The organism is Streptomyces sp. NPDC051569 (assembly GCF_044454085.1).
GTDB lineage: Bacteria > Actinomycetota > Actinomycetes > Streptomycetales > Streptomycetaceae > Streptomyces.
Genome location: NZ_JBITDJ010000030.1, coordinates 16369 through 32726, shown reverse-complemented (window position 1 = coordinate 32726; position 16358 = coordinate 16369). Strand labels below are relative to the sequence as shown.

1 protein-coding gene is annotated in these 16358 nt (G+C 74.9%); it reads right to left on the bottom strand.

Translation table 11 applies throughout. From position 1 onward, the window contains the following. Positions 1–7: 7 nt before the first annotated feature. A complete protein-coding gene (locus tag ACIBAE_RS27885) occupies positions 8–16351 on the bottom strand; it encodes a type I polyketide synthase (RefSeq protein WP_399290596.1) in 16344 nt (5447 codons plus the stop codon). Positions 16352–16358 lie beyond the last annotated feature (7 nt).

The following is a 16358-nucleotide window of genomic DNA, read 5'->3' as shown; positions in this document are numbered from 1 at the left end:
GGGCCCGTCAGGAGTCCGTCGAGCGGCCGAGCTCGTTGTCGATGAAGGCGAGAACCTCGTCGGCGCTCGCGGCCTCGATCCGTTCCGTGAGCGCGGCTCCGCCGCTCTCGGGGGCGGCGGCGTCCCACTTCGCGAGCAGCTGCCGCAGCCGGCCGGTGACTCCGGCCCGGGTGGTCTCGTCGGGTACGCCGCCGGCGAGCGCCGCCTCCAGCCGGTCGAGTTCGGCGAGCGGCGACGACCCGGCGCCCGGCGCGGCGTCGCCCAGCAGGTGCGCCGCGAGGTGTCCGGCGACGGCGGCCGGGGTGGGGTGGTCGAACACCAGGGTGGCGGACAGCCGCACCCCGGTGGCCGAGGTCAGCCGGGTCCGCAGCTCCACCGCCATGAGGGAGTCGAAGCCGTGCCGGCTGAAGTCCCGGTCGGCGGGGATCGCGTCCGGGGTGGCGTGTCCGAGGACGGCCGCCGTCTCGGTGCGTACGAGATCCACCAGCAGCGTCCGGCGCTCCTCCTCGCCGAGCGCGGCGAGGCGCTCGGCGAGGCCGGCGGTGCGGCCCTGCGCGGCGGCGGTGGGACGCCGGGTCCGCAGGAGTCCCCGCAGCAGCGGCGGGAGTTCCGTCGCGGCGCGCGACGCGGTGTCGGCCGCCCCGGCGGCGATCCTGATCGGGACGATCAGCGCCTCGTCGCGCGTGGTCGCCGCGTCGAACAGGGCGAGGCCCTGCTCCACCGACATCGGGGGCGTCACGGACCGGTTCATCCGCCGCAGGTCCGCTTCGTTCAGCTGGCCGGTCATGCCGGTGCCGCGCTCCCACGCGCCCCAGCCGAGCGAGACGGCGGCCAGGCCGAGTCCGGCGCGGTGGCGGGCCAGCGCGTCCAGGAACGCGTTGGCGGCGGCGTAGTTGCCCTGCCCGGGGCCGCCCATGATGCCGGCGACCGAGGAGTACAGGACGAACCCGGTGAGGCCGAGGTCACGGGTGGCCTCGTGCAACTGCCAGGCGCCGTCAGCCTTGGGCCGCAGGGCCCGCTCCAGCCGCTCGGGCGTGAGCGAGCCGATCGTGGCGTCGTCTATCACACCGGCGGTGTGCACGACGGCGGTCAGCGGATGCTCGACGGGGACCTCGGCGAGGAGCTTGTCCAGCGCCGGACGGTCGGCGATGTCGCAGGCCGCCACGGTCACTTCGGCTCCCAGCGCGGCCAGTTCGGCCTGGAGTCCGGCGGCGCCCGGGGCGTCGGGTCCGCGCCGGGAGGCGAGCAGGAGGTGCTTCATGCCGTGTCCGGTCACCAGGTGCCGGGCGAGTTCGCCGCCGAGGCCGCCGGTTCCGCCGGTGATCAGCACGGTGCCGTCGCGGTCCCAGGCGAGGGACGGGCCACCGGCCGGGGCCTGTTCGGGCAGTCGCGCCAGGCGGGCCACCCGTACGTCGTCGCCGCGCAGCATCAGCTGGCTCTCGCCGGCGTCCAGCAGTCCGGGCAGCAGGGGCAGCGCCGCGTCGGCGGTGTCCGTGGCACCGAGGTCCAGCAGTCCGAACGCGCCGGGGTTCTCCGACTGGGCGGAGCGGACCAGCCCCCGGGCCGCGGCGGCCGCCAGATCCTGGACGCTCTCGTCACCGGCGGCGACGGCGCCCCGGGTGACGAAGACCAGCCGGGAGGCCGCGCACCGCTCGTCGGCGAGCCATGCGCGCAGCAGGTCCAGGACACCGGTCGTCACGGCCCGGACGGCGCCGGGTAGCGAGCTGCCCGAGGCGGTGAGGTCACCGCCGACCGGGGCGAGGACGAGGTCCGGCACCGGTCCGGGGGCGTCGAGGAGTTCGGCCGGCGACCCGGCCCGTACGACGGACGGACCGTCGGCGGCCGCCAGGACGCGGTGCGCGCCTTCGGTGCCGAGGACCGCCCACCTGCCCGTGGCCCGCGCGGCGGCGGAAGCGGTGGCGGCCGGGGCGGGCACCCACTCGACGCCGAACAGCGCGGCGCCGTCGTGGCCGGTGGCCGGGGCGTGCTCCGTCCGGTCCACGGGACGCAGGGTCAGGGAGCGTACGGAGAGCACCGGGGCGCCCTCCTCGTCGGCCGCCTCCAGCGACACGGTGTCGTCGCCGGTGGTCGTCAGCCGTACCCGCAGCGCCGTGGCGGCGGCCGCGTGCAGCGTGACTCCGTGCCAGGCGGCGGGGGTCAGGGCGCCGGGTTCGCCGTCGGGGTCCAGCAGGGCGCCGGCCTGGACGGCGGCGTCCAGCAGGGCCGGGTGGAGCGTGAACGCCCCGCCGGTACGGGCCTCGTCGGCGAGGGTGACCTCGGCGAGGACCGTGTCGTCCTGGTGCCAGGCGGCCGTGATGCCGAGCTGTCCGGCGGCGCCGTACGGCTCCAGGTTCACCGGGGTGGCCCCGGCGGGTGGCCATACCGCCGTGTCGAACGGGGCGGCGGTGTGGCCACCGGGGGCGAGCACACCGGCGGCGTGCAGGGTCCACGGCTGGTCCGCGCCGGTCTCGGGGCGGGCGTGCACGGTGAGGGCGCGGCGGCCCGCCTCGTCGGCGGCGGCGACCCGCACCTGCAGCTGGACGGAGCCCCGCTCGGGCACCGCGAGGGCGGCGGCGACGGTCAGTTCCTCGATCCGGTCGCAGCCGGCCTCGTCACCGGCGCGGACGGCCAGTTCGGCGAAGGCGGCCGCCGGCAGCACGGTCCGGCCCCGGTCGGCGTGGTCGGACGGGTCGGCGTGGCCGGCGTGGCCGGCCAACCACGGCAGTGCCGGGGCGGAAAGCCGTCCGGTGAGCACCGTCTCGTCCGACCCGGCGACGGTCATCGCCGCGCCGAGCAGCGGGTGTCCGGCGGCCACCAGGCCGAGCCCGGAGGCGTCACCGGCGGCCACCGTCACCGACGGCCAGTACCGCTCGCGCTGGAACGCGTAGGTGGGAAGGTCCACGCGCCGGGCGCCGGTGCCGGCGAAGACGCCGGTCCAGTCGGCCGTGACACCGGCCGCGTGCACCTTGGCCAGCGCGGTGACGGCGGTCAGCTCCTCGGAGCGGCCCTTGCGCAGGGCGGGCACCACGACGGCGTCCGCCGGGGCGGACTCGCGGGCCAGGGCGGAGAGCACGCCGTCCGGGCCCAGCTCCAGGAACACCCCCACGCCCTGGTCCGCGAGGGTCCGCACACCGTCGGCGAAGCGGACCGGTTCGCGGACGTGCCGTACCCAGTACTCGGCCGAGCACAGTTGCTCCGGGGAGGCCGGCTCGCCGGTCAGGTTGGACACCACGGGGATCCGGGGCGCCCGGTAGGTCAGGCTCTCCGCGACGGCGTGGAACGCGGCGAGCATCGGGTCCATCAGCGGCGAGTGGAAGGCGTGGCTCACCGGGAGCCGCGTCGTCCTGCGCTTGCGGTCCGCCAGCCCCGCCGCGATCCGCAGCACCTCGTCCTCGTCGCCGGAGATCACCGTCGAGGTACGGCCGTTGACGGCGGCGACCGACACGCGGTCGGTCAGCAGCGGCAGCACCTCGTCCTCGGTGGCCTGCACGGCGACCATCGCCCCGCCGGAGGGCAGCGCCTCCATCAGCCGGGCGCGGGCCGCGACCAGCCGGCAGGCGTCCTCCAGCGAGAAGACCCCCGCCACATGGGCGGCGGCGATCTCACCGATGGAGTGCCCGGCGACGAAGTCCGGCGTGACGCCCCAGGATTCCACCAGCCGGAAGAGCGCCACCTCGACGGCGAACAGGGCGGGCTGGGTGTGGGCGGTGCGGTTCAGCGTCGCGGCGTCGTCGCCCCAGATCACCTCGCGCAGCGGTCGTTCCGACGTGCCGTCCAGGTGGGCGAGTACGGCGTCCAGCGCGTCCGCGAAGACCGGGAAGCGCTCGTACAGCTCCCGGCCCATCCCCAGCCGCTGGGATCCCTGGCCGGAGAAGAGCACGGCGGAGGGCCGCTCGGTCTCCGCTCCCCTGGCGACCTCGGACCCGCCGTCGCCCGCCACCATCAGCACGGCCCGGTGCTCGAAGACCGAGCGGCCGGTGGCCAGCGAGAACCCGATGTCGACCGGGGAGAGTCCGGGACGGGCGGCCGCGAAGGTCCGCAGCCGGTCGAGCTGTGCGTCCAGTGCGGCCTCGCTCGTGGCGGACACGGGCCACGGCACCGCCACCGGCTCGACGGCGGGCGCGGACGGCCGCTCGGCCGTCCCGGCGGCCGGCTCGCTCGCCGGGGCCTGCTCCAGGACCACGTGCGCGTTGGTGCCGCTGATGCCGAAGGACGACACACCGGCGCGGCGCGGGCGGGCGGTGCGGGGCCACTCGACCGGCTCGGTCAGCAGTTCCACCGCGCCCGACGCCCAGTTCACCCGGGTCGAGGGCTCGTTCACGTGGAGCGTGCGCGGCAGTTCGCCGTGGCGCAGCGCCAGGACCATCTTCAGCACGCCCGCGACGCCGGCCGCGGCCTGGGTGTGGCCGAGGTTCGACTTCACGGACCCGAGGAGCAGCGGCCTGGCGGGGTCGCGGTCCTGTCCGTAGGTGGCGAGCAGCGCCTGTGCCTCGATCGGGTCGCCGAGGGTGGTGCCCGTACCGTGCGCCTCGACGGCGTCCACGTCGGCGGTGGTGAGTCCGCCGCTGGCGAGGGCCTGGCGGATCACCCGCTGCTGGGAGGGGCCGTTGGGGGCGGTCAGTCCGTTGGAGGCGCCGTCCTGGTTGATGGCGGAGCCGCGCAGGACGGCCAGGATCTCGTGGCCGTTGCGGCGGGCGTCCGAGAGCCGCTCGACGACGATCACGCCGACGCCTTCCGACCAGCCGGTGCCGTCGGCCGCGTCGGAGAACGCCTTGCAGCGGCCGTCGGGGGCCAGTCCGCCCTGGCGGGTGAAGCCGGCGAAGCTCGTCGAGGTCGTCATCACGGTGACACCGCCGACCAGCGCCATGGAGCACTCGTCGCCGCGCAGCGCCTGGGCGGCCCAGTGCAGGGCCACCAGGGAGGAGGAGCAGGCGGTGTCCACGGTGACGGCGGGGCCTTCGAAGCCGAAGGCGTAGGACAGCCGGCCCGAGATGACACTGGCCGCCAGTCCGGTGCCGGCGTGGCCCTCCACGTCCTCGGTCGCCCGGAGGATGAGGTTGGCGTAGTCCTGGCCGTTGGTGCCGATGAACACGCCGGTGCGGCTGCCGCGCAGCGAGACCGGGTCGGTCCCGGTCCGCTCGAACGCCTCCCAGGCGGTCTCCAGCAGCAGGCGCTGCTGCGGGTCCATGGCGAGGGCCTCGCGGGGCGAGATGCCGAAGAAGCCCGGGTCGAAGTCGGCGGCGTCGTAGAGGAATCCGCCCACTCCGGTGGCGCTGTGGCCCTGTCCGTCACCCGCGAGGGCGTCGAGGTTCCAGCCCCGGTCCGTGGGGAATTCGGCGATGCCGTCCCGGCCCTCGGAGAGCAGCTGCCAGAGGTCCTCGGGCGAGCGCACCCCGCCGGGGAACCGGCAGGCCATGGAGACGATCACGATCGGGTCGTCGGTGACCGCCGCCGCCTCGCCGGGTTGGACGAGCGGTGCGCCGGTGCCGGTCGGGCCGCCGAAGAGTTCGGCGTCCAGCTGTCCGGCGAGCGCCTGCGGGGTCGGGTGGTCGAACACCAGGCTGACGGGGAGGGTCAGGCCGGTCAGCTCGGTGAGCCGGTTGCTCAGTTCCACGGCGGTCAGCGAGTCGAAGCCGAGGTCGCGGAAGGCCTTGTCGGCCCGGATCGCCCCGGCGCCGGTGTGGCCGAGGACGGCGGCGGCCTGGGTACGGACGACGGCCAGCAGCTCCGCCAGGCGGTCGCCGGGGGTGGCGCCGCGCAGCTTCTCGCGCAGCCCGGAAGCGGCCGACTCGTTCTCGCGGCGGGCCTCCTGGACCGCCTGGAGGGCGCGCCGCGCCTCCGGCAGGTCGCCGAGCAGCGGGCTGGGCCGCACGCTCAGCAGGGCTTGCAGCAGGTGGGGCTGCTGGAGGTCGGCGAAGACGACGGTCGGTTCCGGCTCGACGACCACGCGGGCCAGCGCGGAGAGCGCCAGCTCGGGGTCGAGCAGGCCCGTACCGGCCCGGCTGTCCGCCAGGCCGCTCTGGCCGGCCATGCCGGCGCCGCCCCAGGCGCCCCAGGCGATGGAGGTGGCGGGCAGGCCCTGCGACCGGCGCCGCTCGGCGAGGGCGTCGAGCATCGCGTTCGCCGCCGCGTAGTTGGCCTGGCCGGGGTTGCCGACCGCACCGGCGACCGAGGAGAACAGGGCGAACACCGAGAGGTCGTGGTCGCGGGTCAGCTCGTCGAGCAGCAGGGCCGAGGCGACCTTCGAGCGGAAGACCTCGTCGAAGCGCTCGGGGGTCAGCGCGGCCAGCGCGCCGTCGTCCAGGACACCGGCCGTGTGGACCACGCCGGTCAGGGGGTGGTCCTCGGGGATCGCTTCGAGGACCCGTGTCAGCTGCTCGCGGTCGGCGACGTCGGCGGCGGTGAGCGTCACCTGGACGCCGAGGGACGTGAGTTCGGCGAGCAGTTCGGACGCGCCGGGTGCTTCCGGGCCCCGGCGGCTCAGGAGCACCAGGTGCCGGGCTCCCTCGCCGGCCAGCCGGCGGGCCACCCGGGCGCCGAGCGCGCCGGTGCCGCCGGTGACGAGCACCGTGCCGGACGGCTCCCAGCGCTCGCCCGGTCCGGCGGTCTCCGCGCCGGGTGCGGGCACCATCCTGCGGCCGAAGGCGCCGGACGCGCGGACGGCGATCTGGTCCTCGTCGCCGCCGTGGGTCAGTACGGCGGCGAACCGGCGTACGGAGCGTTCGTCGAGCTCGTCGGGGAGGTCCGCCAACCCGCCCCACCGGCGGGGAAGTTCGAGCGCGGCGACCCGGCCGAGACCCCATACGGCGGCCCCGGCGGGACTGCGCGGGGCCTCGGCGCGGCCCACGGCCACGGCGCCGCGCGTCACGGCCCACACCGGGGCCACGATGCCCGCGTCCCCGAGGGCCGTGATCAGCGCGGCGGTGGAGAGCAGTCCGGCGGGTACACCGGTGGCGCCGGCCGATTCGTCCAAGGCCAGCAGCGACAGCACGCCCGCGAGGTCCGGGACGCCGGCGGCCGCCGCGGACAGCCGTGCGGCGAGCGCGTCGTGGTCGGGTCCGTCGACGTCCACGCGGTGCGCGGCGGGGCCGAGGGCCGAGACCAGGGAGGTCACCCACGGGTCGTCGCCGGCGGTCGCCGGGGCGAGGACCAGCCAGGTCCCGTCCAGGGCGGCCGAGGAGGCGACGGTCAGCGGCTGCCATGCCTGGCGGTAGCGCAGGGCGTTGACGGCCGAGCGCGCGCGGTGCCTGGTCCGCCAGGACGACAGGGCGGGGAGTACGGCTCCGAGGGAGTCGCCGTCCACGTCCAGTCCGGCCGCGAGGGATTCCAGGTCCTCCCGTTCGACCGCGGCCCAGAACTCCGCGTCGACCGGGTCGGCGCCCTCCGCCGTAGCGCTGGTGACCAGTTCCGGCCAGAACCGCTCGCGCTGGAACGCGTACGTCGGCAGATCCACCCGGCGGGCGGCGGGCCCGGCGAAGAGCCCGGCCCGGTCGACGGACACACCGGCCACCTGGAGCCGGGCGAGCGCGGTGACCAGCGCCGTCTCCTCGTCGCGGTCCTTGCGCAGTGCCGGGATCACCACGGCGTCCGCCGGGGCGGACTCGCGGACGAGGGCGGAGAGCACCCCGTCGGGTCCCAGCTCCAGGAAGGCGGACACGCCGCGCTCGGTGAGGGTCCGTACCCCGTCGGCGAAGCGGACGGCCTCGCGGACGTGCCGCACCCAGTACTCCGCCGAGCACAGCTCCTCCGTGGAGGCGAGCCGGCCGGTCAGGTTCGACACGACGGGGATGACCGGCTCGTGGAAGGAGAGACCGGAGACGACGGCGTGGAAGTCGTCGAGCATCGGGTCCATCAGCGGCGAGTGGAAGGCGTGCGAGACCCGCAACCGGGTCGTCTTGCGGCCCTGCCCCTCCAGCTGGGCGGCGACCTCCAGGGCCGCGTCCTCGTGGCCGGAGATCACCACCGACGAGGGACCGTTGACCGCCGCGACGGAGACCTGATCCGTGAGCAGCGGGGTGATCTCGTCCTCGGTGGCCCGGACGGCGACCATGGCGCCGCCCGAAGGCAGCGCCCGCATCAGCTTCGCCCGCGCGACGACCAGACGGCTCGCGTCCTCCAGCGAGAACACCCCCGCCACATGCGCCGCCGCGATCTCACCGATCGAGTGGCCCGCCACGAAGTCCGGCGTCACACCCCACGACTCGACCAGCCGGAAGAGAGCGACCTCGACCGCGAACAACGCGGGCTGCGTGTAACCCGTGTCGTTCAGCAGCTCGGCGTCCTCGCCCCAGATCACCTCACGCAGCGGACGGTCCAACTCACCGTCCAGCTGGGCCAGTACGGAGTCCAGCGCATCGGCGAAGGCCGGGAAACGGCCGTACAGCTCACGCCCCATCCCCAGCCGCTGCGACCCCTGACCCGAGAACAGCACCGCGGATGTCCGGCCGGCCGCCAGGCCCCGGGCGATCTCCGTGACGCCCTCGTCGGTGGCCAGCAGCGCCGCCCGGTGCTCGAACAGCGACCGGCTCGTCGCCAGCGCGTGCCCGATGTCCGAGGCGGAGTACTCGGGGTGCGCCGCCGCGAAGGCCCGGATCCGGCCGAGCTGGCCTTCCAGCGCGGCTTCGCTCTTGGCCGACACGAGCCACGGCACGGCGTGCGGTTCGGCGCCCGGCGCCGGGACCGTGGGGGCCGGCGCCGGGGCGGCCTGCTCCAGCACCACGTGCGCGTTCGTCCCGCTGATGCCGAAGGAGGAGACACCCGCGCGGCGGGCGCGCCCGGTCTCGGGCCATGCCGTGTGGTCGGTCAGCAGCTCCACCGCGCCGCCCGACCACTCGACGTGGGACGACGGCTCGGTGACGTGCAGGGTGCGCGGGAGCGTGCCGTGGCGCAGCGCCATCACCATCTTGACCAGGCCGGCGGCGCCCGCCGCGGCCTGGGTGTGGCCGATGTTGGACTTGACCGAGCCGAGCAGCAGCGGGTGTTCGGCGTCACGGTCCTGGCCGTAGGTGGCCAGCAGGGCCTGCGCCTCGATGGGGTCGCCCAGCGGGGTGCCGGTGCCGTGCGCCTCCACCGCGTCGACGTCGGCCGGGGAGAGTCCGGCGTTGGCGAGGGCCTGGCGGATCACCCGCTGCTGCGCGGGGCCGTTCGGCGCGGTCAGACCGTTCGACGCGCCGTCCTGGTTGACGGCGCTGCCCTTGACGAGGGCGAGGACCTGGTGCCCGTTGCGGCGGGCGTCGGAGAGGCGCTCCACGACCAGGACGGCGGCGCCCTCGGACCAGCCGGTGCCGTCGGCGGAGTCGGAGAACGCCTTGCAACGGCCGTCGTCCGCCAGTCCGCCCATCCGGGAGAAGCCGGCGAAGTGCGCGGACGTGCTCATGACGGTGACACCGCCGGCCAGGGCGAGGGAGCACTCGCCGCTGCGCAGGGCCTGGGCGGCAAGGTGCAGGGAGACCAGGGAGGACGAGCAGGCGGTGTCGACCGACATCGCCGGGCCCTCCAGGCCGAGCGCGTAGGCGAGCCGGCCGGAGGCGACGCTGACGGCGAGGCCGGTGGTGGCGTGGCTCGCCACGTCCTCCTTCGAGCGCATGACGAGGCCCACGTAGTCCTGGCCGCTGACACCGACGAACACGCCGGTACGGCTGCCGCGCAGGGTCGCCGGGTCGATTCCGGCGCGCTCCGCGGCTTCCCAGGTGACCTCCAGCAGGACGCGCTGCTGCGGGTCCATGGCCAGGGCCTCGCGCGGCGAGATGCCGAAGAACTCGGCGTCGAAGTCGGCGGCGTCCCGGAGGAATCCGCCCTGCGGCTCGACGGCGCCCGGCTCCGCGCCGCTGATGTGCCGCTCCCAGCCCCGGTCGGTGGGGAAGCCCGAGATGGCGTCCCCGCCGGAGGCCACCAGGTCCCAGAGTCCTTCGGGGGATTCGACCCCGCCGGGGAAGCGGCAGCTCATGCCCACGATGGCGATCGGGTCGTCGGTGGTGTCGGCCGTCTCCTGGGCGGCGACGGCCGTGGCGGCGTCCGAGCCCACCAGCTCGTCGAGCAGGTAGCGGGCGAGGCGCTCGGGCGTGGGGTAGTCGAAGATGAGGGTGGCGGGCAGGGTGAGGCCGGTGGCCGAGGCCAGCCGGTTGCGCAGTTCGACGGCGGTCAGCGAGTCGAAGCCGAGCTGGCGGAATTCGCGTTCCGCGTCGATGGCGTCGGCCGACGAGTGCGCGAGGACGACGGCCGCCTCGGTGCGGACCAGGTCGGTCAGCAGGCGGGGGTGTTCGCTCTCGCGCAGGGCGGCGAGCCTTTCGACGAGCCCGGCGCGGGAGACACCGGCGGCGCCGCTCTTCGCGGTGCGGCGGCCGGTGCGTACGAGTCCCCGGAGGATGGCCGGCACACCGGCCGCCGAGGGGATCGTTCCGCTGCCGAGGCCGAGCGGGACCACCAGCGCCTCGTCGCTGCCGGTGGCCGCGTCGAAGAGCGCGAGGCCCTGTTCCACCGAGAGCAGCGGCATGCCGTTGCCGCTGACCCGGCGTACGTCGTGGTCCTCCAGGGTGCTGGTCATGCCGACGCCCTGTTCCCAGGCGCCCCAGGCCAGCGAGTGCGCGGGCAGGCCCTGGGCGCGCCGGTAGGCGGCCAGCGCGTCCAGGAAGGCGTTGCCCGCCGCGTAGTTGGCCTGCCCGGGGCCGCCCATGACACCGGATGTCGACGAGTAGACGACGAAGGCGGCGAGGTCGAGGCCGCGGGTCGCCTCGTGCAGGTTCCAGGCGGCGTCGACCTTGGGCCGCAGGACGGTGGCGAGCCGTTCGGGGGTGAGCGAACCGAGGATCCCGTCGTCCAGCACCCCGGCCGTGTGCACCACGGCGGTCAGCGGGTGCTCCGGGGGTACCGACGCCAGGAGGCCGTCGAGCGCGGACCGGTCGGCCACGTCGCACGCGGTGACCGTGACCTCGGCGCCCCGGGTGCGCAGGTCGGCGGCGAGTTCGGCCGCGCCCGGCGCGTCGATGCCGCGCCGGCTGGTCAGCAGCAGCCGCCGGACGCCGCGCCCGGCGACGAGGTGCCGCGCGAGGACGCCGCCGAGACCGCCCGTACCGCCGGTGATCAGGACGGTGCCTTCGGGGTCCCACACCGGCGGCATGGACAGCACGATCTTGCCGATGTGCTTGGCCATGGACATGAAGCGGAACGCGTCGCGGGCCCGGCGTACGTCCCAGGACTTCACGGGCAGCGGTGTCAGGACGCCCTGGTCGAACAGCTCCATGAGGGCGAGCAGCATGTGCTGGATGCCCGCCGGGTCGACCCAGCCGAGGTCGAAGGACCGGTAGTCCACGCCCTCGGGGAGGTCCCCGGCGTCGCGGATGTCGGTCTTGCCCATCTCCAGGAAGCGGCCGCCGGCTCCCATCAGCCGCAGTGACGCGTCCACGAACTCACCGGCCAGGGAGTTCAGCACCACGTCGATGCCGCCGTCACCGGCGACCTCGGCGAACGCGTTCTCGAAGTCGGTCGTACGGGAGGAGGCGATGTGGTCGTCGGCGACCCCGAGGGAGCGCAGGACGTCCCACTTGCCCTCGCTCGCGGTCGCGAACACCTCGGCGCCGAGGTGGTTCGCCAGCTGGATGGCCGCCATACCGACACCACCGGCGCCGGCGTGGACGAGTACCTTCTCGCCGCGCCGCAGCCCGGCCAGTTCCACCAGGGCGTGGTAGGCGGTCAGGAACACCAGCGGCATGGAGGCGGCCGTCTCCCAGGACCAGCCTTCCGGTACGGCGGTCATGCGGCGTTCGTCGCCCACGACATGGGTGCCGAAGCCGCCGAAGAGCATGCCGGTGACGCGGTCGCCGACCCGCAGGTCGGTCGCGTCGGGTCCGGTCGCGACGACCACACCCGCGGCCTCGGAGCCGAAGAGGCCCGCGTCGCCGGGGTACATGCCGAGGGCGTTGAGGACGTCGCGGAAGTTGACGCCCGCCGCGCGTACCTCGATCCGTACGTCGCGTCCGGTGAGCGGCTCCATCACCTCGGGGAAGGGCGCGAGGGTCAGCCCGTCCAGGCTGCCCTTGGCGCGGCTGCCGAGGCGCCAGGGCTCTCCGGCCGGCGGCACCAGGCCCGTACCGGACTCCAGCCGGGCGAGCCGGCCGACCCGCAGCGCGCCCGAGCGGACCACGGCCTGCGGTTCGTCGGCGTCGGTCAGCCCCGGCAGGCCGGGGAGGACGGCCGCCGAGCCGGACGCGTCGTCCGTCCCGTCGATGTCCACGAGCAGGAAGCGGCCGGGGTTCTCGGCCTGGGCGGAGCGTACGAGGCCCCACACGGAGGCCGCGGCGACATCGGTGACGTCCCGGTCGCCGTCCTCGACCGCGCCCCGGGTGGCGAACACCAGCCGCGAGCCGGCGAAGCGTTCCTCGGTCAGCCACTCCTGCGTCAGTTCCAGTGCGCGGCGGGCGAGTTCGTGCGCGGAGTCGGCGCCCCGGGCGGTGTCCCCCTGGAGCGGTACGACGACGACCTCGGGCACCTCCGCCCGGTCGGGGCCGGTCAGTTCGGCGAGGGTGGCGGCGGGCGGAAGGAGCCGGGCGGCGCCGGTGGAGGCGAGCGCGGCCGTCAGGCCCAGCCCGTCCTGGCCGAGGACGGCCCACGTCGTTCCCGGGGCCACCTCGGCGGGGGTGCCGGGCACCCAGTCGACCCGGAAGAGTGAGTTGAGTTCGTCGCGGCGCGCGGTGCCGTCCGACGGGGGCGCGGCGGCGCGCAGGGTCAGCGCGTCGACCGAGATGACCGGTTCGCCCTGGGGGTCGACGGCGGCGAGCTGGACCGTGTCCTCGCCGCTGCTGGTCACCCGGACGCGCAGGGTCGAGGCGCCCGAGGCGTGCAGGGACACGCCCTTCCAGGCGAACGGCAGCAGGCTCCGGTCGTCACCGTCCGCGCTGGCGAAGACGGTGCTGTGCAGGACGGAGTCGAAGAGCGCCGGGTGGACGCCGAAGGCGGCCGCGTCGGAGACGTCGCGGGGCAGCGAGACCTCGGCGAAGAGCTCCTCGCCGCGCCGCCACACCGCGCGCAGGCCCCGGAACACCGGCCCGTACTCCAGGCCGTTGCCCGCGTAGCGGTCGTACAGGCCCTCGATGTCGACCACGGTGGCGCCCTTGGGCGGCCAGACGTTCGCGTCGAAGCCGATGACGCGCTCGCCGTCGCCGATCCGGCCGGAGGCGTGCAGGGTCCACTCGTCGTCGGGCGCGTCGGCGGGGCGGGTGTAGAAGCGCAGCTCCCGCCGGCCGTCGTCGTCGGCGCCGCCGACGGCGATCTGGACCTGTACGGCGCCGGTACGGGGCAGGATGAGCGGGGCGGCGAGCATCAGTTCCTCGACCCGGTCGCAGCCCGCCTGGTCGGCGGCGCGGACCGCCAGTTCCAGGAAGCCGGTGCCGGGGAAGAACACCATGCCGCCGACGACGTGGTCGGCGAGCCACGGGTGGGTGGCCAGTGACAGGGTGCCGGTCAGGACCAGTTCGTCGGAGCCCGCGACGGACATGGCCGCGCCGAGCAGCGGGTGGTTCGCGGAGGTGAGGCCGAGTCCGGCGGCGTCCGCGGGCCGGTAGGTGGCCTGTGGCCAGAACCGCTCGTTCTGGAAGGCGTAGGTGGGCAGGTCCACCCGGCGGGCGCCGGTTCCCTCGAAGAACGCCGGCCACCGCACGCGGACGCCGGTGACGTGCAGTTGGGCGAGGGCGGTGACGGCCGTGGTCTCCTCGGCCCGGTCCTTGCGCAGCAGCGGTACGGTCACGGCGCCGGGTTCCACCGACTCCTGCGCCATCCCCGACAGCGTGCCGTCGGGTCCCAGTTCCAGGAAGGCGGACACGCCCCGCTCGGTGAGGGTCCGTACCCCGTCGGCGAAGCGGACGGCCTCGCGGACGTGCCGCACCCAGTACTCCGCCGAGCACAGCTCCTCCGTGGAGGCGAGCCGGCCGGTCAGGTTCGACACGACCGGAACGGACGGCTCCGCGAAGGAGATTCCCTCGGCGACCGTACGGAAGTCGTCGAGCATCGGGTCCATCAGCGGCGAGTGGAACGCGTGCGAGACCCGCAACCGGGTCGTCTTACGGCCCTGACCCTCCAGCTGGGCGGCAACCTCCAGCACCGCCACCTCGTCACCGGAGATCACCACCGACGAGGGACCGTTGACCGCCGCGATCGAGACCCGCTCCGTGAGCAGCGGGGTGATCTCGTCCTCGGCCGCCCGCACCGCGACCATGGCACCGCCCGAAGGCAGCGCCCGCATCAGCTTCGCCCGCGCGACGACCAGACGGCTCGCGTCCTCCAGCGAGAACACCCCCGCCACATGCGCCGCCGCGATCTCACCGATGGAGTGACCGGCCACGAAGTCCGGCGTCACACCCCACGACTCGACCAACCGGAACAACGCCACCTCAACGGCGAACAACGCCGGCTGCGTGTACCCCGTGTCATTCAGCGCGTCGGCGTCCTCGCCCCAGATCACCTCACGCAGCGGACGATCCAACTCACCGTCCAACCGCGCCAGTACAGCGTCCAGCGCATCGGCGAAGACCGGGAAGCGCCCGTACAGCTCACGCCCCATCCCCAGCCGCTGCGAACCCTGACCCGAGAAGAGGAACGCGCACTTCGTGCGTCCCGGGGCGGTGCCCTCGACCACGCCGGGCGCCGCTCCGTTGTCGAGCCACGCGGCCAGCGCGTCGGCGCCACCTGCGCCACCTGCGCCACCTGCGCCGGCGGTGTCAGCGGCGGGGTTCCCGGCGACGACGGCGAGGCGGTGTTCCAGATTCGCCCGGGAGGTCGCCAGGGAGAGTGCCGTGTCGAGGGGGCGCAGGTCGGGTTCCCGCTCCAGGTGGCTGAGCAGGGCCTTCGCCTGGTCGCGGAGCGCGGCGGCGGTCCTGGCGGACACCACCCACGGCACCGCCGCGGCCTGCCGGGCGGGGACGGTGACGTCCTGCTCGGCGTGCGCCTCGGCGGCCGGGGCCTGCTCGATGATGACGTGCGCGTTGGTGCCGCTGACGCCGAAGGAGGAGACGCCGCTGCGGCGCGGGCGGTCCGCCTCCCCGGGCCAGGGGCGGGCCCGGTCGAGCAGTTCGACCTTGCCGGCCGTCCAGTCGACGTGCGAGGACGGCTGGTCGGCGTGCAGGGTCTCGGGCAGGATGCCGTGCCGCATCGCCATGACCATCTTGATGACGCCCGCGACACCCGAAGCCGCCTGGGTGTGACCGAAGTTGGACTTGATGGAGCCGAGCAGCAGCGGATGTTCGCGGTCCTGGCCGTAGGTGGCCAGCAGGCTCTGCGCCTCGATGGGGTCGCCCAGCGGGGTGCCGGTGCCGTGCGCCTCGACGGCGTCGATGTCGGCCGGGGAGAGTCCGGCGTTGGCGAGGGCCTGCCGGATGACGCGCTGCTGCGAGGGGCCGTTGGGCGCGGTGAAGCCGTTGGAGGCGCCGTCCTGGTTGACGGCGGAGCCGCGTACCACCGCGAGGACCGGGTGGCCGTTGCGCTGTGCGTCGGAGAGGCGCTCCAGCATGAGGACGCCGGCGCCCTCCGCCCAGCCGGTGCCGTCGGCGGTGTCCGCGAAGGCCTTGCAGCGGCCGTCCCGGGCGAGTCCGCCCTGGCGGCTGAACTCGACGAGTGAGCCGGGGGTCGACATCACGTTGACGCCGCCGGCGAGGGCGAGCGCGCATTCGCCGTTGCGCAGCGACTGGACGGCCAGGTGGAGGGCGACCAGCGAGGACGAGCACGCGGTGTCGACGGTGATCGCGGGGCCTTCGAGGCCGAGGGTGTACGAGAGGCGGCCGGACGCGGCGCTGGCGGCGATGCCGGTGCCGACGTCGCCGGTCGCGTCGTCCAGCGACCTGACCAGGAGGTACGCGTAGTCCTGGCCGTTGGTGCCGATGAAGGCCCCGGTGCGGGTGCCGCGCAGGGTGGTGGCGTCGATACCGGAGCGTTCGACGGCTTCCCAGGTGGTCTCCAGCAGCAGCCGCTGCTGGGGGTCCATGGTGACGGCCTCGCGGGGCGAGATGCCGAAGAAGCCGGGGTCGAAGTCGGCGACGCAGTCGAGGAAGCCGCCGCGCTGGCTGACCGACTTGTCGCGGGCGTCAGGGCCGCTGTCGCGCAGTGCGTCGAGGTCCCAGCCGCGGTCGGTGGGGAAGGGGCCGATGGCGTCGGTGCCGGAGGCGACGAGGTCCCAGAGCGCTTCGGGGGAATGGACCTCGCCGGGGAACCGGCAGCCCATGCCGACGATGGCGATGGGTTCCTTGGCCGCGGCGACGAACATCCTGTTCTGCCGGCGCAGCCTTTCGGCCTCCTTCATCGCGGCGCGCAGGGCGTCCACGACGGTCTGGTTCCGGTCGTTCCCGGTGTGGGCGTTCTGGGCATTCATTGGCTGC